The sequence below is a fragment of the Streptomyces abyssalis genome, from assembly GCF_001751365.1.
GTDB classification, from domain to species: Bacteria; Actinomycetota; Actinomycetes; order Streptomycetales; family Streptomycetaceae; genus Streptomyces; species Streptomyces abyssalis.
The window spans coordinates 18,740-37,861 of sequence record NZ_LJGT01000039.1; the positions used below are offsets into that span (position 1 = coordinate 18,740).

The 19,122-nt window shown below is 70.7% G+C and carries 15 protein-coding genes; 9 read left to right on the plus strand and 6 right to left on the minus strand.

Annotated features, from left to right (window positions below; genetic code table 11):
* Nucleotides 1-160: 160 nt before the first annotated feature.
* A complete protein-coding gene (locus tag AN215_RS14485; protein WP_028436999.1) occupies nucleotides 161-424 on the minus strand; it encodes a WhiB family transcriptional regulator in 264 nt (87 codons plus the stop codon).
* 709 nt (nucleotides 425-1,133) lie between these two features.
* Here AN215_RS14485 and AN215_RS14490 point away from each other — a divergent pair.
* The 3 genes from AN215_RS14490 to AN215_RS14500 all read left to right on the plus strand — a co-directional run bounded on the left by AN215_RS14490 (nucleotide 1,134) and on the right by AN215_RS14500 (nucleotide 4,180).
* A complete protein-coding gene (locus tag AN215_RS14490) occupies nucleotides 1,134-1,637 on the plus strand; it encodes a cysteine dioxygenase (protein WP_070013504.1) in 504 nt (167 codons plus the stop codon).
* A gap of 84 nt (nucleotides 1,638-1,721) precedes the next feature.
* Nucleotides 1,722-2,714, plus strand: coding sequence for a 2-phospho-L-lactate transferase (gene cofD / locus AN215_RS14495; RefSeq protein ID WP_070013503.1), 993 nt, complete (start codon nucleotides 1,722-1,724; stop codon nucleotides 2,712-2,714).
* Entirely contained in the window at nucleotides 2,711-4,180 is a 1,470-nt protein-coding gene (locus AN215_RS14500; protein WP_079123048.1) for a coenzyme F420-0:L-glutamate ligase, read from the plus strand. Before cofD ends, AN215_RS14500 begins: the two co-directional genes overlap by 4 nt.
* Before the next feature lie 258 nt (nucleotides 4,181-4,438).
* Here the strand turns inward: AN215_RS14500 and AN215_RS14505 are convergent, their stop codons facing one another.
* The 3 genes from AN215_RS14505 to AN215_RS14515 form a co-directional block, all read right to left on the minus strand.
* On the minus strand, nucleotides 4,439-5,422 hold the full coding sequence (locus AN215_RS14505) for a DNA-3-methyladenine glycosylase family protein (RefSeq protein ID WP_420856224.1): 984 nt from the start codon (nucleotides 5,420-5,422) through the stop codon (nucleotides 4,439-4,441).
* Nucleotides 5,423-5,462: 40 nt separating this feature from the next.
* Nucleotides 5,463-6,545, minus strand: a complete 1,083-nt coding sequence (manB, locus tag AN215_RS14510) for a mannose-1-phosphate guanylyltransferase (RefSeq protein ID WP_070013501.1) — start codon at nucleotides 6,543-6,545, stop codon at nucleotides 5,463-5,465.
* Nucleotides 6,546-6,693: 148 nt separating this feature from the next.
* Nucleotides 6,694-8,145, minus strand: a complete 1,452-nt coding sequence (locus AN215_RS14515; RefSeq protein WP_070013500.1) for a peptidoglycan recognition protein family protein — start codon at nucleotides 8,143-8,145, stop codon at nucleotides 6,694-6,696.
* 173 nt (nucleotides 8,146-8,318) lie between these two features.
* On the opposite strand from AN215_RS14515, the gene AN215_RS14520 reads away from it, so the two are divergent.
* The 4 genes from AN215_RS14520 (at nucleotide 8,319) to AN215_RS14535 (ending at nucleotide 14,286) form a co-directional block, all read left to right on the plus strand.
* Nucleotides 8,319-9,101, plus strand: a complete 783-nt coding sequence (locus tag AN215_RS14520) for a TIGR03089 family protein (RefSeq protein ID WP_070013499.1) — start codon at nucleotides 8,319-8,321, stop codon at nucleotides 9,099-9,101.
* Between the two features lie 198 nt (nucleotides 9,102-9,299).
* The gene (locus tag AN215_RS14525) at nucleotides 9,300-10,682 is read left to right on the plus strand and encodes an LCP family protein (RefSeq protein ID WP_245694500.1); all 1,383 of its coding nucleotides are present in this window, start codon (nucleotides 9,300-9,302) and stop codon (nucleotides 10,680-10,682) included.
* A 164-nt stretch (nucleotides 10,683-10,846) separates the two neighbouring features.
* Complete coding sequence (locus AN215_RS14530) at nucleotides 10,847-12,529, plus strand: LCP family protein (protein ID WP_070013498.1); 1,683 nt, start codon at nucleotides 10,847-10,849, stop codon at nucleotides 12,527-12,529.
* Between the two features lie 113 nt (nucleotides 12,530-12,642).
* Entirely contained in the window at nucleotides 12,643-14,286 is a 1,644-nt protein-coding gene (locus tag AN215_RS14535) for an LCP family protein (RefSeq protein ID WP_079123050.1), read from the plus strand.
* Between the two features lie 180 nt (nucleotides 14,287-14,466).
* On the opposite strand, the gene AN215_RS14540 is transcribed toward AN215_RS14535, so the two are convergent.
* Nucleotides 14,467-15,450, minus strand: coding sequence for a glycosyltransferase family 2 protein (locus AN215_RS14540; protein WP_070013941.1), 984 nt, complete (start codon nucleotides 15,448-15,450; stop codon nucleotides 14,467-14,469).
* 158 nt (nucleotides 15,451-15,608) lie between these two features.
* Here AN215_RS14540 and AN215_RS14545 point away from each other — a divergent pair, with 158 nt between their 5' ends.
* Nucleotides 15,609-17,108: an LCP family protein gene (locus tag AN215_RS14545; protein WP_079123051.1), complete on the plus strand. Its 1,500-nt coding sequence runs from the start codon at nucleotides 15,609-15,611 to the stop codon at nucleotides 17,106-17,108.
* Nucleotides 17,109-17,150: 42 nt separating this feature from the next.
* On the opposite strand, the gene AN215_RS14550 is transcribed toward AN215_RS14545, so the two are convergent.
* Nucleotides 17,151-17,711 (minus strand): acyl-CoA thioesterase, encoded by a 561-nt coding sequence (locus AN215_RS14550; RefSeq protein ID WP_070013496.1) that lies wholly within the window; start codon nucleotides 17,709-17,711, stop codon nucleotides 17,151-17,153.
* Nucleotides 17,712-17,859: 148 nt separating this feature from the next.
* Between AN215_RS14550 and AN215_RS14555 the strand changes: the two genes are divergently transcribed.
* Nucleotides 17,860-19,074, plus strand: a complete 1,215-nt coding sequence (locus tag AN215_RS14555) for an LCP family protein (protein WP_079123052.1) — start codon at nucleotides 17,860-17,862, stop codon at nucleotides 19,072-19,074.
* Nucleotides 19,075-19,122 lie beyond the last annotated feature (48 nt).

The window sequence follows — 19,122 nt, forward strand, 5'->3', positions numbered from 1 at the left end:
GTCGTACAACCAGGGGCACTTCACGTAGGAGGAAAGCCGCGGCCGCGGGGATGCGTCCCCGGTCCCAGGCGGCAAGGGTCCGGCGTCGCTCCGCGCACGAAGCCGTCGCCGGGAACTTCTGCCGACGCGAAGGCGTGGGGCTTTCGAGCCCCGAACTCGCTCAGACAGCGGCCTTCTTCAGGCGCCGCCGCTCACGCTCGGACAGGCCGCCCCAGATACCGAAACGCTCGTCGTTCGCGAGGGCGTACTCAAGGCATTCGGAACGGACCTCGCAGGCGAGGCAGACCTTCTTCGCCTCCCTGGTGGAGCCGCCTTTCTCGGGAAAGAACGACTCGGGATCGGTCTGGGCGCACAACGCGCGTTCCTGCCAGCCGAGCTCCTCGTCAACCTCTTCGACCAGCACTTCCTGGAACAGCTCGGTCATGTGCGCCCCTCGTCCGTCTTTGCGTCCCCGTGATGCCGTCGTTATCGATCGCGGCTGAACGACACGTGTGAAATTACAAGTGTGCCGATCCGCGCCAGTCAAGCCGAGATCTGCTATTGAGTCCGTTATTCACTCTGCGGAACCAAGCAGAACCGGAAAGTGTTGATATCACCATGAACCATCCCAAACACTCCGGTGATCATTCTCCGAACCCGCGTCGACCGGATTCCGTACGGCCGGCCCCGGCGAATCGCCGCCTCCGGCCCGGACAGCCGTGATCACGGCTCGGTCACAGATGCACAACGACGCTCACGTGCACGGGTGTTGCGCCATGTGTCCTCGATCCACAGCGCACAAACCTTTCGCCCCGCACCCCTACCGGATGTGATGAACCCCCGACGCCGGACACGACGTCCGAGTTGACAGCGCCACGGGTCAGTCGGTCTCCTTGACCCCATGCCAGTGACTCCCGAGCTCTTCACGGCCGCCGCCGCGCGGCCTCTTCGCGCGGTTCACGCTGCTCGCGTCGCCACGGGTCACTGCAGCTGTCGCTGTCGCTGCTGTTGAGGCACCTCTCCGGCCGGTCACCGGCCGGCACATCCGGCCGTTGAGAACGCTCCGGCCCGTCCCCGGCCGTTCGCACGGTCGTCCCCGGTACCTCGCCCGGTCCGTCCCGGGCATCCCTCCAGCGCGAAAGACGATCACCGACGTGAACAGCGACAACGAGATCGCGGGCGACCCGCTCGCCCTTCCCCATCTGATGCCGCCGCCCCCCGGCCACCCCTCCACCGTGGCGGGCTTCGCCGGTCTGGCCCGTACGATCGCCGCCGACCGCGCGAGCTGGGAGCCGCTGGTGCGGTACGACGCGGCCACCCGCTGGTACCACCGGCTGCGCACCGGCCCCGGCTACGAGGTGTGGCTGCTGAGCTGGCTGCCCGGGCAGGGCAGCGGGCGCCACGACCACGGGCCGTCCTCCGGTGTCTTCACCGTCCTGCAGGGCGAGCTGACCGAGCACGCACGCGGGGCGCGCCGGACGCTCGGGACCGACGCGTTGCGCACCTTCGCGCCCGGATATGTGCACGAGGTCGTCAACGACAGCCTGCTTCCGGTCGTCAGTCTGCACATCTACTTCCCGGGGCTGACCGAGATGCCGATGTACGAGCCCGTCGCCGCGTGCAGTGCCCCGGAACGGGCGCCGCTGGCCGCCGACTGAGCACCGTCCACCGCGGCAGGGAGTGCGCCGCCGGGCGGTGACCGCCCTGCTGTTCGACTGCTGTCTGCTGACACACTGGTCCGCATGGAGCGGATTGTGGTTCTGGCCGGGGGCATCGGTGGTGCCCGCTTTCTGCGCGGACTGAAGTCCGCCGTGCCCGACGCGGACGTCACCGTCATCGGCAACACCGGTGACGACATCCATCTCTTCGGGCTGAAGGTCTGTCCCGACCTCGACACGGTGATGTACACGCTCGGCGGCGGCATCAACGAGGAACAGGGCTGGGGCCGCGCCGAGGAGTCCTTCGCGGTGAAGGACGAGCTGGCGGCCTACGGAGTGGGCCCCGAGTGGTTCGGGCTCGGCGACCGCGACTTCGCCACCCACATCGTCCGTACGCAGATGCTGAGCGCCGGATACCCGCTCAGCGCCGTCACGGAGGCCCTGTGCGCGCGCTGGCAGCCGGGGGTGACCCTGCTGCCGATGACGGACGACCGCGTCGAGACGCATGTCCTCATCGACACCGCGGACCTGGACGAGTCCCAGCGCGGCGAGGGCGGCGAGAGCCGCAAGGCAGTGCACTTCCAGGAGTACTGGGTGCGGCTGCGTGCCTCCGTCGACGCGCACGCGGTGGTGCCGGTGGGTGCCGAGTCCGCCAAGCCCGCGCCTGGCGTGCTCGACGCCATCGCGGACGCGGACGTGATCCTCTTCCCGCCCTCCAACCCCGTGGTCAGCGTGGGCACGATCCTCGCCGTGCCCGGGATGAGGGAGGCCATCGCCGAGGCCGGGGTCCCGGTGGTCGGGCTGTCGCCCATCGTCGGGGACGCGCCGGTGCACGGCATGGCGGACAAGGTGCTGGCCGCGGTGGGCGTGGAGTCCACGGCGGCCGCCGTCGCACAGCACTACGGCAGCGGCCTGCTGGACGGCTGGCTCGTGGACACCGTGGACGCCGGGTCGACGCAGGCCGTCGAGGATGCCGGAATCCGCTGCCGCGCCGTGCCGTTGATGATGACCGGCACCGATGCGACCGCCGCCATGGCGCGTGAGGCACTCGCGCTGGCGGAAGAGGTGAGCGCGTGACGACCGGCCCGGGCGCCGGGGCGGGCACGGGCACGGACTCGCCCGCCGGCACGGGAGAGTCCGCCGGAAGCCCGCAGCCCCCCGCGTACCGGGTGTGGGCGCTGCCCGGAATCCCCGAAGTTCGCCCCGGCGACGACCTGGTGAAGCTCATCGTGAACGCCGTGACGAGCGCCGGCGCCGCGCCCGGCTCCCCCGGCCTGGCCGACGGTGACGTGCTGATCGTCACGTCGAAGATCGTCAGCAAGGCCGAGGGGCGGATCGTTCGTGCGGACGACCGCGAGGCGGCCATAAACGCGGAGACCGTACGGGTGGTCGCGCGCCGCGGCCCGGCGCGGATCGTCGAGAGCCGGCACGGCTTCGTCATGGCCGCGGCGGGCGTGGACGCCTCCAACACCCCGAAGGGGACGGTGCTGTTGCTGCCCGAGGACCCGGACGCCTCGGCACTGCGCATCCGCGAGGGTGTGCGGGACGCGCTGGGCGCCGACGTCGGCGTTCTCGTCACGGACACCTTCGGGCGGCCGTGGCGCGAGGGTCAGACCGATGTGGCGATCGGCGCCGCGGGCGTACGTGTCCTGGAGGATCTGCGCGGCGGTCTCGACACGTTCGGCAACCCCCTCGGCGTGACGGTCACGGCCGTCGGGGACGAACTGGCCGCGGCCGGCGAGCTCGTCAAGGGCAAGGCGGACGGCTTTCCCGTGGCCGTCGTGCGGGGGCTGCCGCAGCATCTGCTGCAGCGTCAGGGGACGGGTCAGGCGGCGCGTCGGGGGGCGGACGCCTCCGGCGAGTCCGCGGAGCGGGGTCCGGCTGCCGGGTCCGCACGGGCGCTGGTGCGTGACGCCGCGCAGGACATGTTCCGGCTGGGCACCTCCGAGGCAGTACGGGAAGCGCTCGCGCTGCGCCGTACCGTTCGCGAGTTCACATCCGAACCGGTGGACGGCGGTTCGGTGCGCCGTGCCGTCGACGCGGCGGTGACGGCGCCGGCTCCGCATCACACGACGCCGTGGCGCTTCGTACTGCTGGAGTCGCCTCAGTCGCGGCTGCGGCTGCTCGACGCCATGCGCGAGAAGTGGGTCGCCGACCTGCGCGCGGACGGCAAGAGCGAGGAGAGCATCGCCAAGCGGGTGCGGCGCGGCGACGTACTGCGCAACGCGCCGTATCTGGTGGTGCCTTGTCTCGTGACGGACGGCTCGCACGACTATCCGGACGGGCGGCGTTCCGCGGCGGAGCGGGAGATGTTCGTCGTCGCGTGCGGCGCGGGCATCCAGAACTTCCTTGTGGCGCTCGCCGGTGAGCAACTGGGCTCGGCGTGGGTGTCGTCGACGATGTTCTGCCGTGACGTGGTACGCGACGTGCTCGAACTGCCCGGCGATTGGGACCCGATGGGCGCCGTGGCCGTCGGACATGCGGCGGCGCCGCCGCGGCAGCGGCCGCCGCGCAGCGGCGACGACTTCACCGAGGTGCGCTGAGCGCACGGCCGGGCGCTGCCGGACGGGCCGCGCGGGCCGAGCTCTCGGGACGGGCCCCGTCACGGCACGCCGCAACCGTCGGGCACCCGGCCGCGCCGCCCTCGAAGCTGCCGGCCGCACGCCGGCGACGGCCTCCTCACCGAACAGCCCGAGCACGGTGGGCCGCAGCGGCCTTCACCTCAACGCACGACCGCGTCAGCAAGGAACGCCTGCCCTGACCCGGGCACCTTGCCGCACCGCGGGAGCGCGGCCGCCGCGTCACAGGCGCGCGATGTCACCGATGGGGAACCGGGGCGCTCGCCGGGCCGGGGCCCGCCCTGCGAGCAGGATCAGCCGTGCCGCCCGGTGCCGCTGTCCCTCGTACGGGGCGAGCAGTTCCAGCATTCCGGCGTCGTCGGTGTCCCGCGCGCCGGTGAGCGAGTAGCCGACGATGCGCGGCAGATGCAGATCGCCGACGGTCAGCGCGTCTGGGTCGCCGTTGCTGCGCTGGAGGGTCTCCGCCGCGGTCCACGGGCCGATACCCGGGATCAGCTGGAGCCGCCGCATGGCTGCCGCCAGCTCCATCGACCGGGCCTCCTCCAGCCGGGGCGCCCGCTGGGCCGCCCGTATGACAGCCGCGGAACGCTTGCTGTCGACGCCCGCACGGTGCCACTCCCAGGAGGGGATGCGGCACCAGGCCCGGGGCTCCGGCATGACGTACAGGTTCTCGTGCGGGCCCGGCGCGCGCTCTCCGTACCGTCGCACCAGGAGCCGCCACGCGCGGTACGCCTCATGGGTGGTCACCTTCTGTTCCAGCACCGACGGGATCAGCGCCTCCATGACCAGACCTGTGCGCGGCAGCCGGAGTCCGGGATGCCGCCGGTGCGCCTCCCTCGTCAGCGGGTGGTGCGGGACGAAGGCTGACGGGTCGTCGTCCGCGCCCAGCAGCGAGGGCAGCCGCTCCAGGCACCACTCACCGCCGGCGCCCCATGCTTCGGCGTGTACGGCGGCGGCCGGAGCGTCCGCGGTGATGCGCAGCGTCGCCGGGCCCGCCGGGGTGCGGGTCGCCCGCCAGACGGCGCCGCCCTCGGTGCGGAAGCAGGGGTCGTACGGCCCGCGCCGCAGCACGCGCAGGTTCCTCCGCAGGTCGTACGACGCGGGCGCGGTCCAGGAACGGGTACGGGCGGCAGACACGCCCGACAGCGTATGCGCGCGGCGCCCGGCGCACCCCGGGCGGGGCACGAACGGCCGTCGGACGCGCATGAACCGGCGAACGGCCGCCGGAGGCAGTCGCCTTACGAAGTCACTGGTCGGACGAGAAGCGCACCGCGCCCGCCGGAATGCGCGCGCCGCACCACACGCGGATGCCGTCGCGCAGTTCGTTGCCCTCGCCGACGACGGCACCGTCGCCCACCACGGCGCCGTCGAGGACCGTGGCCGAGCCGATGCGGGCTCCGGCGCCGATCAGCGAGTCCCGAACGTCGGCGCCGGGTTCGATGACGGCGCCGTCGAGCACGGTCGAACCGTCGACCCGCGCGCCGGCGCCGACCGACGCGCCCTCGCCCACGACGGTCCCGCCCGTCAGCTTCGCGTCGGGCGCGACGCGCGCCGTGCCCAGTACGAGCCGGTCGCCGCAGCGGCCCGGCAGCGCCGGCGAGGGTGCCCTGCCGAGTACGAGATCGGCGGAGCCGCGTACGAACGCCTGCGGTGTGCCCAGGTCCAGCCAGTAGGTGGAGTCGACCATGCCCTGAAGATGAGCGCCGCCGGAGAGCAGTCCGGGAAAGGTCTCGCGCTCGACCGAGACCGGACGGGCCGCGGGGATGGTGTCGATGACGGAACGGTCGAAGACGTACGCACCGGCGTTGATCTGGTCGGTGACGATCTCCTCGGGGGTCTGCGGCTTCTCCAGGAACGCGGTGACGCGCCCGTCCTCGTCCGTCGGCACGAGACCGTAGGCACGCGGATCGTCGACGCGGGTGAGGTGAAGCGAGACGTCGGCCCCGGTGCGGGTGTGCACGTCCACGAGCTCGCCGATGTCGAGGCCGGTGAGGATGTCGCCGTTGAAGACGAGCACCGGGTCGGACGGGGCGGAGTGCAGCCGGGGCGCGACGTTGCGGATGGCTCCGCCCGTGCCGAGCGGCTCCTCCTCCGTCACGTACTCGAGGTGCAGCCCGAGTTGTGAACCGTCGCCGAAGTACGGCTCGAAGACCTCCGCCAGGTAGGACGTCGCCATCACCACGTGGTCGACGCCGGCCGCACGCGCTCTGGCCAGCTGGTGAGCGAGGAAGGGCACGCCCGCCGCGGGCACCATCGGCTTCGGGGTGTGCACGGTCAGCGGGCGCAGCCGGGTGCCCTTGCCGCCGACAAGGAGGATCGCTTCTGTCACCGGTTTGTCTTCGCTTCCTGACTGGCGGAGCCGGCGGAGGAGCCCTGAGCCGGGTGGTCGGCGGCCAGTTTATGCAGCGGTGCCGGGCCGCAGGGGCGGACACCCGCAGGCACCCGGCGCCCCCGCGGCGGGGCCGGCGACCGCCTGGTCAGCGGCGGCCCTGGAGCCGTGCCGCTTCGGTGCGTACGGAGGGGAGTTCGCGGTAGAGCTTCTCGCCGGGGCACTCCGTGACGAATCCGTCGCGGTGCCCGGAGACGGCGTTGAACGAGACCTTGCTGCCCTTCTTGTGCTTGGTGCCGCCCGCGGACGTCAGGGTCACCTTGCCGTTCGCGGCGATGCCGTGGACTCCGAGCTTCCAGGCCGTCAGCTTGGAGACCGCGTCCTTGGCGGCCTTCGACGGCACCTCTTTCGAGTACGTGCCGAGGACCGCGATGCCCGTGGTGTCCGCGTTGAAGCCGAGCGTGTGTGCGCCCATGACCGGCTTGGCCACTCCGCCGGCGCGCCCCTCGTAGATCTTGCCGCACTTGTCGACGAGGAAGTTGTATCCGATGTCGCGCCAGCGGCTGCTCGTCACGTGATAGCGGTAGATGCCGCGGATGATGGCCGGCACGTCGCCGCAGCTGTAGTCGTTCGTCTCGGCCGAGTGGTGCACGAAGGCGGCCTTCATGGCCCTGCTGTAGCTGAACTCCCGCTCGCGCATGCTCTCGTCCGCGCCCCAGCCCTTGCGGGTGACGATCTCCGGGCGCGGTCCGATGCGGCTGTCCTCCGCCCGGTCCTTCTTCGAGGGAGTCGCGTCCGCGGCGTCGTCCCCGTATGTGGAGCGGGTGTCGGCCCTGTTGAGACCGGGCAGTACGCCGCCGGGGCGCTTCGCCGGGTCGTCGTCGCGCGCGCCGCCGCCCGCGCCGTCGCCCGCGCGGGAGCCGGAGCGGGGTGACTTGCCCGGGTCGACGAGTTCGAGCCGCGCGCCGTCGGGCAGCCCGGCCTCTCCCTTCCGGCCGCCCGGGGTACCTCCCGACTTCCTCCCGTCCGTGGCCGGCAGGATGCGTACGCGCACCGCCGTGGAGTCGCCGACCCACATGGGGGCCGAGGCGCCGAGCGCCTCTCCGCCGGAGCGGTCCCGCTCGGCCGGGCCGGGTCCGCCGTCGCCGTGGGTGTTCAGGGTCCGCCACTCGGACCACTTCTCCGTGTCCGCGGCACGCGTCTGCACCTGGAGCCGCCCGGGCGGCAGGGCGCCGGGGTCCTTCCAGACCACGCCGACCAGCGAGAAGGGCTTCACCTTCCGGGAGGTCACGCGTCTCCCGCCCGACGGGTCGTCCTCCCACGCGGAGAGCAGTCTGTCCCCGGAGCGGGTGCCGTCACCGCGTGCGTGGAGCGGGAGCGACTGGGTGCTGCCGGGGACCGAACCTTCGTTGTCCGCGGCGGCGCGGGAGTCGCTTCCCGCGACTCCGGGCCCGCGGGGGGCGGCGGGGGGTGCGGCGTCCCCCGCGGACGCCGAGTGCTTGCCGGACAGCATGGATTCGGCGGACTCGGTGGGCGCGAGCGGCAACAGCACAGCTCCTGCACACGCGACACCGATCGAGGTGACTAGTAGTGCTCGCATGACGCGATCGTGCACATAGGCCCAGATATCTGTCTATTCGGGACGGAATGGTGCTGCTGATGCTCCGTCCGATACCTCCTGTCACACTCCGTCAGCACGACAGAGGCGGCGGGCGGTCCGCCGCAGCGGCCGTCCCCCGACGCCGCCGGAACCCGCACGCGTAGGCTTATCGGGTGAGCACTCCCCCACGCACCCCCGCCGACCTGCTGCGTTCCGCCCTCGACCAGGAGTCGGGGCGCCCGCTGGTCACCTTCTACGACGACGCCACCGGCGAGCGCGTCGAGCTCTCCGTCGCCACTTTCGCCAACTGGACGGCGAAGACCGCGAACCTGCTCCAGGACGAGCTGGCCACCGAGCCCGGTGACCGGCTCGCCCTGCTGCTGCCCGCGCACTGGCAGACGGCCGTCTGGCTGCTGGCCTGTTCCTCCGCCGGTGTCGTCGCCGACATGCAAGGGGATCCGGCAGGTGCCTCGCTCGTCGTCGCCGGCCCGGAATCGCTGGAGGCCGCGCGCGCGTGCGGCGGCGAACGAGTCGCGCTGAGTCTGCTCCCGCTCGGGGCGCGCTTCCCCGAGCGCCCCGAGGGCTTCGTCGACTACGCGGCCGAAGTGCCCGGCCAGGGCGACCAGTTCATGCCGTACGTGCCCGTCGGGCCCGGCGACCCCTTCTGCGTCCCGCCCGGCGGAGCACCCGGCGGTCCGGCCGGCCGTCCGGCTGCCCTGACCGGGGGCGAGGCCGTCGATCGCGCGCTGGCGGACGCGGAGTCGCTGGGCCTGGGGCCCGGCTCGCGGGTGCTCTCGCGCCGCCCGTACGACAGCTGGGACGGACTCAGCGCCGGGCTGCTGGCTCCGCTGGCCGTCGGCGGTTCGGTCGTACTGTGCCGCAACTCCCAGCACCTGGACGCCGCCGCCCTCGGCAAACGCGGTGAGGACGAGCGCGTCACCCACACCATCGACTGAGCGGGGCCTCCGACCCGCCTCTCCTCCGCGCCCGGCTCGGCACGGTCAGCGATGATCAGCGGTATTCATCAGTGATCAGTAGCGATCAGCCTTGCGTACAACCTTGTACGGGTATCGGGCGTCTGCCTTCGTGACCGGCGCCCACACGCCTGTACGCGTCCCGCACGCGCCGCCGAGACCACGAGGGATGACGCAGACGTGACCGACTCCGGGCCCGACGACAGAGCAGACGGCAGACCAGACGGCAGAGCGACCGAGAACGGCATCCCTGGCCCCCCAGGTAAGAGCGCCCGGGGAACCGCAGGCATCCGGGCAGCCCCGCGCACCGCCGGCATCCCGGGCACCACCCGCTCCGCGCCGCCGCCGCTCCGCCGCCCCCGCCGCTGGCTGCGCACCGTCTCCGTGACCGCCTCGGTGCTCGTACTCGCCTCGGCCGGCGCCGGCTGGACCCTCTACAACAAGCTCGACGGCAACATCCGCACCGACGTCGGCACCGCGGAGCAGCTCGAACACTACGAGGACCAGCGCCCCGACCCCTCCACGGGCGAGGCCGAGAACATCCTGCTGCTCGGCTCCGACAGCCGTCGCGGCGGCAACAGCGAGTACGGACGCGACGAAGGCGGCCAGCGGTCCGACACCGCGATCCTTCTGCACATCTCCGCCGACCGCCGCAGCGCCACCGGCGTCTCGCTCCCCCGCGATCTGATGGTGGACATCCCCGCGTGCACCGCCCGGGACGGCGGCCGCACCCCGGCACGCTTCGCACAGTTCAACAGCGCGTTCCAGACCGGCGGCGCCGCCTGCACCATCCGTACCGTCGAGACGCTCACGGGACTGCGGGTCGACCACCACCTCGTCGTCGACTTCACCGGCTTCAAGTCGCTCGTCGACGAGGTGGGCGGTGTGGAGGTATGCCTCCCCGGCGCGGTGCGCGACCGTGACGCCAAGCTCGAACTCCCCGCCGGACGGCAGACACTGGGCGGAGAGGACGCCCTCGGCTACGTACGGACACGGCACGGGCTCGGAAACGGAAGCGACACCGACCGGATGAGCCGGCAGCAGCAGTTCCTCGGGTCACTGGTGAAGAAAGTGCGAAGCAACGGTGTCCTGCTGAATCCGGCAAAGCTTTATCCGGTGCTGCACTCGGCGACCTCCGCACTCACCGCGGACCAGGGGCTGGATTCCCTCGGTGAGCTGTACGAACTCGCGCGCGGCGTACGGAACATCCCCGAGAGCCAGGTGCGCTTCCTCACCGTCCCGAGACAGTCGTACAAACTCGACAGAAACCGCGACGAACTGGTCCAGCCGGACGCCGGACGACTCTTCACGCAACTGCGCGAGGACCGGGGAGTCCGCGTCGGCAGACCGGCCGGCGACGGCACCGGCGAAAGCGGGCAGACCACGGCGGGCAGCTCCGCAGGCCCTGCTCAGGGGGACAGGAACCAAGCCGCGGGCGGTGCCGTCAGATCCTCGGTGCGCAGGGGGCCGGCAGGCCCCGCACCGGACGGCAGTCGTCACCCGGAAGAGCCGGCGCCGGTATACCGGGGGACGACGGCGGCCCGGGATGTCTGCCGTACATGACATCTCCACCGCCGACCAAGCTGGGATTGGAATGAATTGACCACTTCTGAGGCCGTGGAATTTGTCACCGCCGTCGCTCGGCGCCGAACCTGCCGGATAGTGTGGCCGCTCCGGTCCGCCCCGACAGGGCGGTGCCAGGCGGCAAATGGAGGACTTACGCAATCGTGAACGCGCAGGGCCGTGGGCACGCGGGAGACGTAGATCCCGCGGATCAGTGGGTGTTCGATCCGAGCACCGGCAGCTACAAGCTGCAACTGAACTCTGAGGCCGGCGACTCCCGGAGTCCGTCGGCCGGCAGCCGTCCCGACGCGCCGCGCCAGAGGAGAGCCTCCACTGCCGAGGAGGCCGAGCCCCGGCTTCCCTCGCAGCGCCGCCGCGGCGGCCGCTCCCAGCCGCCGCCCCCCGCCGCCGGCCACGGCCGCCGCAAGCGCAAGCCGGGCCCGTCGAAGAAGCAGAAGGTGCTGCGCTGGGGCGCCGGGACCCTGGGGCTGATACTGGTCGCCGGGGGCATCACGGGCTACTTCCTGTACGAGCACTTCAACGGGAACATCAGCAAGGTCGACGTCGGCAAGGACAACGCCGCGGTCACCGACGGCCCGGTGAACATACTCGTCCTCGGCACCGACTCCCGTAAGGGCAAGGGCAACGGCGGCTACGGCGACGCCGCGAGCGTCGGCCACGCCGACACCACGTTCCTCTTCCACGTCTCGGAGGACCGCACCAACGCCACCGCGCTGTCGATCCCGCGCGACATGATCACGGACATCCCCGCCTGCCCGACGAAGCAGGAGGACGGCTCGGAGAAGATCATTCCGGGCCAGACGGGCGTACGTTTCAACACCAGCCTCGGCCAGTCCGGCCGCGACCCGGGCTGCACCTGGCGCACGGTCGAGAAGATGACCGGCCTCAAGATCAACCACTTCATGATGGCGGACTTCAACGCCGTCAAGCAGCTCTCCTCCGCCGTCGGCGGGGTGGAGGTGTGCACCGCGAAGCCCATCAAGGACCCCAAGTCCCATCTGAACCTCACGGCCGGCAAGCACACCGTCAAGGGCGAGCAGGCCCTGGCCTTCGTACGTACCCGGAAGTCGGTCGGCTTCGGGAGCGACCTGGACCGCATCAAACTGCAGCAGCAGTTCCTCAGCTCGATGATCCGGAAGATGAAGTCCGGAGACACCCTCAGCAATCCGTCGAAGCTGTTCGACCTGGCCAACGCCATGACCAAGGCGCTGACCGTCGACACCGGCATCGGCACCGTGGGGAAGCTGACGGACCTCGCCAAGGACCTTCAGCGGGTGAACGTCAAGAACATCACCTTCGCCACGGTCCCGGTCGTGGACAACCCCGAGGACCCGGCAACCGTCGTACTTGATGAAGCGAAGGCAAAGCCCCTCTTCAAGATGGTGCAGGCGGACAAATCGCTGACCAAGACCAAGAAGGGCTCCGAGGGGAAGGATCCGTCGAAGGCGAAGAAGGTACCGGCCTCGCAGGTGCGCGTGGACGTGCGCAACGGCGGCGGCCCGGTGGGTGCGGCCCAGCAGACCGTCGACTGGCTGCAGAACAACAAGGGCGTGGGGCTCTCGACCAATGCCGGCAACGCCCCGTCCCAACTGTCCAGGACCAGGCTGGAGTTCTCCTCCAGCCAGGCCGGGCAGGCGGCCACGCTCGCGGAGATGATGGGCCTGCCGAAGTCGGCCCTGAAGCAGTCGTCGAGCGTGGGCAAGTCCATGGAACTGACCCTTGCCAAGGACTTCACCGCGGCGGGCGAGCCGGTGGCCGCACCCGAGAAGGCGCCTGACGGCGTCCAGAACGTCAAGGCGAACGACAAGAAGGTCTGCGCGAAGTGACGTACGGGCCCTCGGGACGCCCGTACGGGTGACCGGGGGCACGCACACACCGCGTGGGACGGAGACGGGGAGGTCCCGTGCGGCAGCGGAACGGCACCGGTGGTCACCGGGGGATGCAGGGCGGCGCGCCTGTGCGCGACCGGCGGTGGGATTCGCAGTACGAGGCAGGCCGCGTGCCGCGACAGCGACAGCGGTACACAGAGACGGGCGGCGGCGGTATGGACTCGGACGGCTTCGGCGGTGGCGGGGGCGGAGGCGGCGAGATGCCTCCTCCCCGCAAGAAGAGACGCGTGCTGCGATGGTTCACGATCTGCCTGTCGCTGCTGATACTCGCGACCGCCGGAGCGGGCTACTTCTACGTCGAGCATCTGAACGGCAACCTCGGCAAGGACGTGCTCAACCTCGGCGACAGCAAGCTGGACAAGAGCAGCCCCAACGCCGCCGGTCAGACCCCCATGAACATCCTGCTGCTGGGCTCGGACTCCCGGCAGTCGAAGAAGAACGTCGAGCTCGGCGGCGCGAAGGGCGACGGCGAAAGGCCGCCCCTCGCCGACGTCCAGATGCTGCTGCACGTCTCGGCGGACCGCAGCAACATCTCGGTGATCTCCGTCCCGCGTGACACGAAGGCGACGATCCCCAAGTGCACGGACCCCGATGACCAGAAGGTCTACGAGGAGACCACCGGAAAGATCAACTCCAGCCTCCAGCGCGGTGGCCCGGGCTGCACGGTCGCCACATGGGAAGAGCTGACCGGCATCCCCATCGACCACTTCATGATGATCGACTTCGCGGGCGTCGTCTCCATGGCGGACGCGGTGGGCGGCGTCCCCGTCTGCGTCAACAACAACGTCTACGACCGGCAGTCCAAGCTCCGGCTGAAGAAGGGCAAGTCCGTCGTACGCGGCGAGCAGGCCCTGCACTGGCTGCGCACCCGCCACGGCTTCGGCGACGGCAGCGACATCGGCAGGGCCCGCGCCCAGCACATGTACATGAACTCGATGGTCAGGCAGCTGAAGTCCGGCACGAAGCTCACCGACCCCGGCCAGATGCGTGATCTCGCCGAGGCGGCCACCAAGGCCCTCACGGTCGACGAGGGGCTCGGCAGCGTGAAGAAGCTCTACGACCTCGGCAACGAGCTCAAGCGCGTACCCACCAAGCGCATCACCATGGCGACGATGCCCTGGGAGTACGCCCCGGGCGGATACGTCGTCCCGAAGAAGGGCGACGCGGACCACACCTTCTCTCTCGTCCGCAACGACATCGCCCTGGACGGCAAGGACAAGAAGAAGGCCCCCGCGAAGAAGCCGGCGCCGAGCGAGCCGAGCGCGCCGAAGTCGGAGATCCCCGTACTGGTGATGAACGGCACCGGAAGCGCGCTCCAGGCGCCGGTGAGCGGGCGGGCCGGCGTCATCTCCGAGGAGCTCGGACGGAAGGGCTTCGCCCAGGCCACGGCCGACCAGACGCCCAAGTCCCAGGCGGACACGACGATCCGCTATCAGCGCGAGAGCGAGCGCGGCAACGCCCTGGCCGTCGCCAAGGCCATCGGTCTGCCGGAGAGCGCGGTCAAGCACTCCAGTGGCGTGCAGGGCGTGACGCTGGTGATCGGCGGCGACTGGCGCGAGGGCTCGGTCTACCCGAAGGACGCCGGAGGCGGCTCCGGCAAGAAGAAGGAGAACAAGGCCCCCGACAGCGCCGACGCCCTGCGCGGCGACGACGACAAGGCCTGCATGGAGGTCAACCCGGCCAACCAGTGGTGACCTGAGGACCTGCAGGCCCGGCTGGAGCGGCCGGGCAGCGGAAACGACAGGAGGGCAGCCGCCGAAGCGGCTGCCCTCCTGCGTCGTTCGCGGCCGTCAGCCGGTCACGGGACGCCGGTGCCGGGACGTGCCGTGCCGGGACGTGCCGGGACACCGCGTCAGCGCGTCACGGCATCCGCGTCACTGCGTCGCCGGCACCGGAGCCCTGCGGGAGGCGATCACCTTGCGTGCCAGCTTCCGAGGACTCGTCAGGAAGCCCCAGCCCCACGACATGTGCATCGTGGCCAGCGCGACGGGAATCCACGCCCTGCTCCTCAGCGGCAGCCCGCTGCCGGCCGGCAGCGACCCGAGGACGACGGCCGCCAGATAGCCGGCGGGCACGACGAACCCGAGAGGCAGCCCCGCGAGCCCTGCGCCCGTGCCGAGCGCGATGGCGCACAGCGCGACGGGCGGCGCCAGATAGCGCAGGTTGATCGACCCGGGGTGGTACCGCGCGACGACGTGCCGCCAACGCCCGTAGTTGCGGTACTGCTTGGCCAGCGCGCGGACGCTCGGCCGCGGGCGGTATTCGACTTTCAGCTCCGGCGAGAACCAGACCTTGCCGCCCGCCTCGCGGATGCGGAAGTTCAGCTCCCAGTCCTGAGCCCGGATGAACTCCTCGTTGTAGCCGCCCTGTTGCTCCAGTACGTCACGACGGAACACCCCGAGGTAGACGGTCTCGGCCTCACCCGCCTGCCCGCCCGTGTGGAAGGCGGCGTTGCCGACGCCGATCTTCGAGGTCATGGCGGCGGCGACGGCACGCTCCCAGTCGTTCTCACCCTCGGCGTGCATGATGCCGCCGACGTTGGCGGCACCTGTCTGCGACAGCAGCCGTACGGCCGTGGCGATGTACCCGGGCGAGAGCATCCCGTGCCCGTCCACCCGCACCACCACCGGATGCCGGGAGGCCTTGATGGCGGCGTTGAGTGCCGCGGGCGTACGGCCGCTCGGGTTCGGGACCGTGTGCACCCGGGGATCCTCGGCCACGAGCTCCGCCGCGATCTCGTCCGTACGGTCCTCCGAAGGCCCGAGCGCGATGACGACCTCCAGCTCTCCTTCGTATTCCTGCTGGAGGATGTGCTTGACGGAGCTGCGCAGATGCCGTTCCTCGTTGAGAACAGGCATGATCACCGAGACCGCGGGCAGCTCCGCACCCGGGGAAGTCCATTCAGTCACCTGTTCACGTTACCGCGCCGGAACGAGGCCCCCGCACGCCAGCCGGGTGCCCTCCTGATCACGCGACGGCGTGTGTTCAAGTGCCGCAGATCGTATCGCCCTACGGTATGGCAATGCGCGCGGAAGCACACAAAAACGGCCGTAGTCCCCGCTGGGGGGTACGCCTCGCGACGGCCCTCTCCGTGCTGGTGCTCGGTGCGAGCGGCGTCGGCCATCTCATGGTCAACGGACTCAACGCGGACGTGGACCGGGTCGATCCCTTCCAGGGGCTGACCGACCGGCCACGGGACACCGGCGGCGTCAACTTCCTCGTCGTAGGTACCGACCGGCGCGACAAGCTCTCCGAGGAGGAGCGGAAGAAGTACCGCCTGGGCGGCTCGGCCTGCGACTGCACGGACACCTTGATGCTCGTGCACCTCTCGGCCGACCACGACCGCGCGAGCGTCGTCAGCCTCCCCCGCGACTCGTACGCGAAGCTCCCCGCGCACTCGGACCCGGGCGACGGGAGCGGCGGCGGCAAACGGCACCCTGCCGAGCCCGCGAAGCTCAACTCCGCCTACGCGCACGGGGGTGCGCCCCTTACCGTCCGCACCGTCGAGTCCATGACCGGCATCCACATCGACCACTATCTGGAGGTCGACTTCACCAGCTTCATGCGCACCGTGGACGTGCTGGGCGGGGTGCCCGTCTGCACGGAGAAGGCGCTCCACGACAGCCACTCCGGCCTGAACCTCCCGGCGGGCACGACCAATCTCGACGGCGGACGCGCGCTGCAGTACGTACGGGCACGGCACCTGGGCGACGGCTCCGACCTGGGCCGGATGGAGCGCCAGCAGCACTTCCTCGCCGCCGTGATCGAGAAGGCCACCGACAGCGGCGTACTGATGAACCCCGTGAAGCTGAAGAAGGTCGCCTCGACGGTCCTCGACTCCGTACGCGCGGACGACGGGCTCGGCAGCGCGGAGATGCTCGAACTCGGGCGCGCGCTGCGGCGCTTCGACTCCGACTCGTCGGAGTTCGTCTCCGTGCCCGTCGAGGACGCGGACTTCCGGGTCCCGAAGCTGGGCTCCACCGTGAAGTGGGACGAACGCAAGGCCCGCAAGCTCTTCGCCGCCCTGCGGGACGACAAGCCCCTGACGGAGAAGAAGCCCCAGGACACCGAGCGGGCCCAGGGCTCGAAGAAGGAGGGCGAGGACGCCGCACCCGCCGTGGTCGTCGGCATCCCGCCCGGCGCCGTCCAGGTGCAGGTGGACAACGGCACACGGCGGAAGGGACTCGCGCGCGGCGTCGACAAGGAACTGCGGGCCACCGGCTTCGCCACGACGGGCTCGCCGGGGTCCGCGGACCGAAAGGACGCCTCCCGTACGACGATCTCCTACGACCCCCGCTGGGACCGCTCCGCGCGGACGCTGGCCAAGGCCCTGCCGGGCGCGAAGCTCGTGGCGGAGCCCGGCCGCGGACCCGTCATGAGGGTCACGGTGGGCGGCGAGCACCAGAGCGTACGGAAGGTGCGCGTCAGTTCACCCTCGGACGAGGAGCCCTCGCCGAGCGGGGACGCACCCGACCACGGAGCCGTCAAGGGCGGCGAGCAGGCGTCCTGCGCCTGACGGACCGGGCCGCCCGGATCGCTCTCGAGCTCGTCCGTCGTGTCAGCCGGTGCTCTCCGGCATGGAACGCTCCCGCTGCTTGCGGGCCCGCAGCTCCTTGATGGCGCGGCGGCTCGCCAGCCGGTGCGTGCGGCGGATCTGCGCCTCCTGATGACGCCGCTCGTCCTGCTCCGTCTCCGGCAGGACCGGCGGTACGGTGCGCGGCCTGCCGTCGGAGTCGACGGCGGCGAAGACCAGATACGCGGAGCCGACGTGGGTGGCCGGAACCGCCTCGTTCCAGCGTTCGGCCAGGACCCGCACGCCGACCTCCATCGAGGAGCGGCCCGTCCAGTTCACCTGTGCCTTGACGTGCACGAGGTCGCCGACGCGCACTGGCTCCAGGAAGACCATCTCGTCCATGGAGGCAGTCACCGCCGGCCCGCCCGAGTGCCGTCCGGCGACCGCGCCGGCGGCGTCGTCCACGAGCTTCATGATCACGCCGCCGTGCACGGTGCCGAGGAGGTTGGTCTCGTTGCCCGACATGATGTGCGACAGCGTGGTCCGGGAGGCGGCCGTGGGCTTGCCGGGCAGGCCGTTCCCCGAGGCGGGAGCATGGTCGGTCATGAGCCCCACCCTAGAGCTTGCTCCGCCGTGACCAGCCGGTGGCCGTACAGGGGACGAACAGTGCCTTTGCATCAGAACGGCTACAGCATCTGTCCGATCTCGCCCCCGGGCTGTGTTCCGCCGGGCGGGTCAAGGCAGACTGCCCTCCATGAATGAGTGGCCCGGATGGAACGACTCACACGACAGGTACGGCAGCCCGCGAGCCCACAGAGGCGTGCCGCCGCAGTCGAGAGGCGGCTATGACGCGGGCTACGGCGGGCAGCCGGGCTATTACGACGACCCGGGTCCCGGCTACGACTCCGGATACAACACCGGGCAGGTCTACGGCGGTAACCGCGGATACGACGACTACCCGTACGACGACTACGACGAGCCGCGCCGCCGGCGCAGGCCGCGCTTCAAGACCGTGGTCATATCCCTCGTCGTCATCCTGCTCGCGTGGTCGGTCGGCACGTACTTCTGGGCGGATTCGCAGCTGAAGCGCGAGGTCGATCTGAGCATCGTCCAGGACAGGCCGGAGGCGGGCCAGGGCACCAATTACCTGATCGTGGGCTCCGACAGCCGCGAGGGCCTGTCCGCTCAGGAGAAGAAGGACTACAAGACGGGCTCTGCCGAGGGCAAGCGGACCGACTCGATGATGCTCCTGCACGTCGGCAGCGAAGGCCCGACCCTGATCTCGCTGCCGCGTGACTCCTGGGTCGAGATCCCGCCCTTCAAGGGCTCCGAGTCCGGCAAGCAGTTCAACAACACCCAGCAGACCAAGCTCAACGCCGCCTACTCGCAGGACGGCGCCCCGCTTCTCGTCCGTACCGTCGAGCACAACACCGGGCTGAAGATCGACCACTACGCCGAGATCGGCTTCGCCGGCTTCGCGCAGATCGTCGACGCGGTCGGCGGCGTGGAGATGAACATCCCGCAGGACATCAAGGACAAGAACTCCGGCGCGGACTTCAAGAAGGGCAAGCAGGTACTGGACGGCAAGCAGTCCCTCGCCTTCGTCCGCAACCGTCACGCGGGGACCGGCGACAGCGACCTCGGCCGCACGAAGAACCAGCAGAAGTTCCTGGCGGCGCTGGCGAACCAGACCGCGACGCCGTCGACGGTCCTCAACCCGTTCCGGCTGTACCCGACCATGGGCGCGGGCCTGGACACGCTGATCGTCGACACGGACATGAGCCTGTGGAACCTGGGCTCGATGTTCTTCGCGATGAAGGACGTCAACAGCGGTCAGGGCAAGCGGATGAACATGCCGATCTCCGGGCCCGCACCGGCCGGTTCGCTGCAATGGGACAAGGCGAAGGTGCAGCAGCTCGTCCAGCAGCTGAAGAACGACGAGAAGGTCACCGTCACCTCGGACCGGTGACCGTCCGTCCGGCGCGTTTCCTCCGGGGCTCCTCAGGCATACGCGCTC

Excerpts from the sequence above, each read along its gene's own strand:
- AN215_RS14550 (WP_070013496.1), bottom strand. The coding sequence starts at position 17,711 with ATGACCGACCATGCTCCCGCCTCGGGGAACGGCCTGCCCGGCAAGCCC.
- AN215_RS14555 (WP_079123052.1), top strand. The coding sequence starts at position 17,860 with ATGAATGAGTGGCCCGGATGGAACGACTCACACGACAGGTACGGCAGC.
- AN215_RS14515 (WP_070013500.1), bottom strand. The coding sequence starts at position 8,145 with ATGCGAGCACTACTAGTCACCTCGATCGGTGTCGCGTGTGCAGGAGCT.
- AN215_RS14485 (WP_028436999.1), bottom strand. The coding sequence starts at position 424 with ATGACCGAGCTGTTCCAGGAAGTGCTGGTCGAAGAGGTTGACGAGGAG.
- cofD (WP_070013503.1), top strand. The coding sequence starts at position 1,722 with ATGGAGCGGATTGTGGTTCTGGCCGGGGGCATCGGTGGTGCCCGCTTT.
- AN215_RS14545 (WP_079123051.1), top strand. The coding sequence starts at position 15,609 with ATGGCAATGCGCGCGGAAGCACACAAAAACGGCCGTAGTCCCCGCTGG.
- AN215_RS14540 (WP_070013941.1), bottom strand. The coding sequence starts at position 15,450 with ATGCCTGTTCTCAACGAGGAACGGCATCTGCGCAGCTCCGTCAAGCAC.
- AN215_RS14535 (WP_079123050.1), top strand. The coding sequence starts at position 12,643 with ATGCAGGGCGGCGCGCCTGTGCGCGACCGGCGGTGGGATTCGCAGTAC.
- AN215_RS14505 (WP_420856224.1), bottom strand. The coding sequence starts at position 5,422 with ATGCGCGTCCGACGGCCGTTCGTGCCCCGCCCGGGGTGCGCCGGGCGC.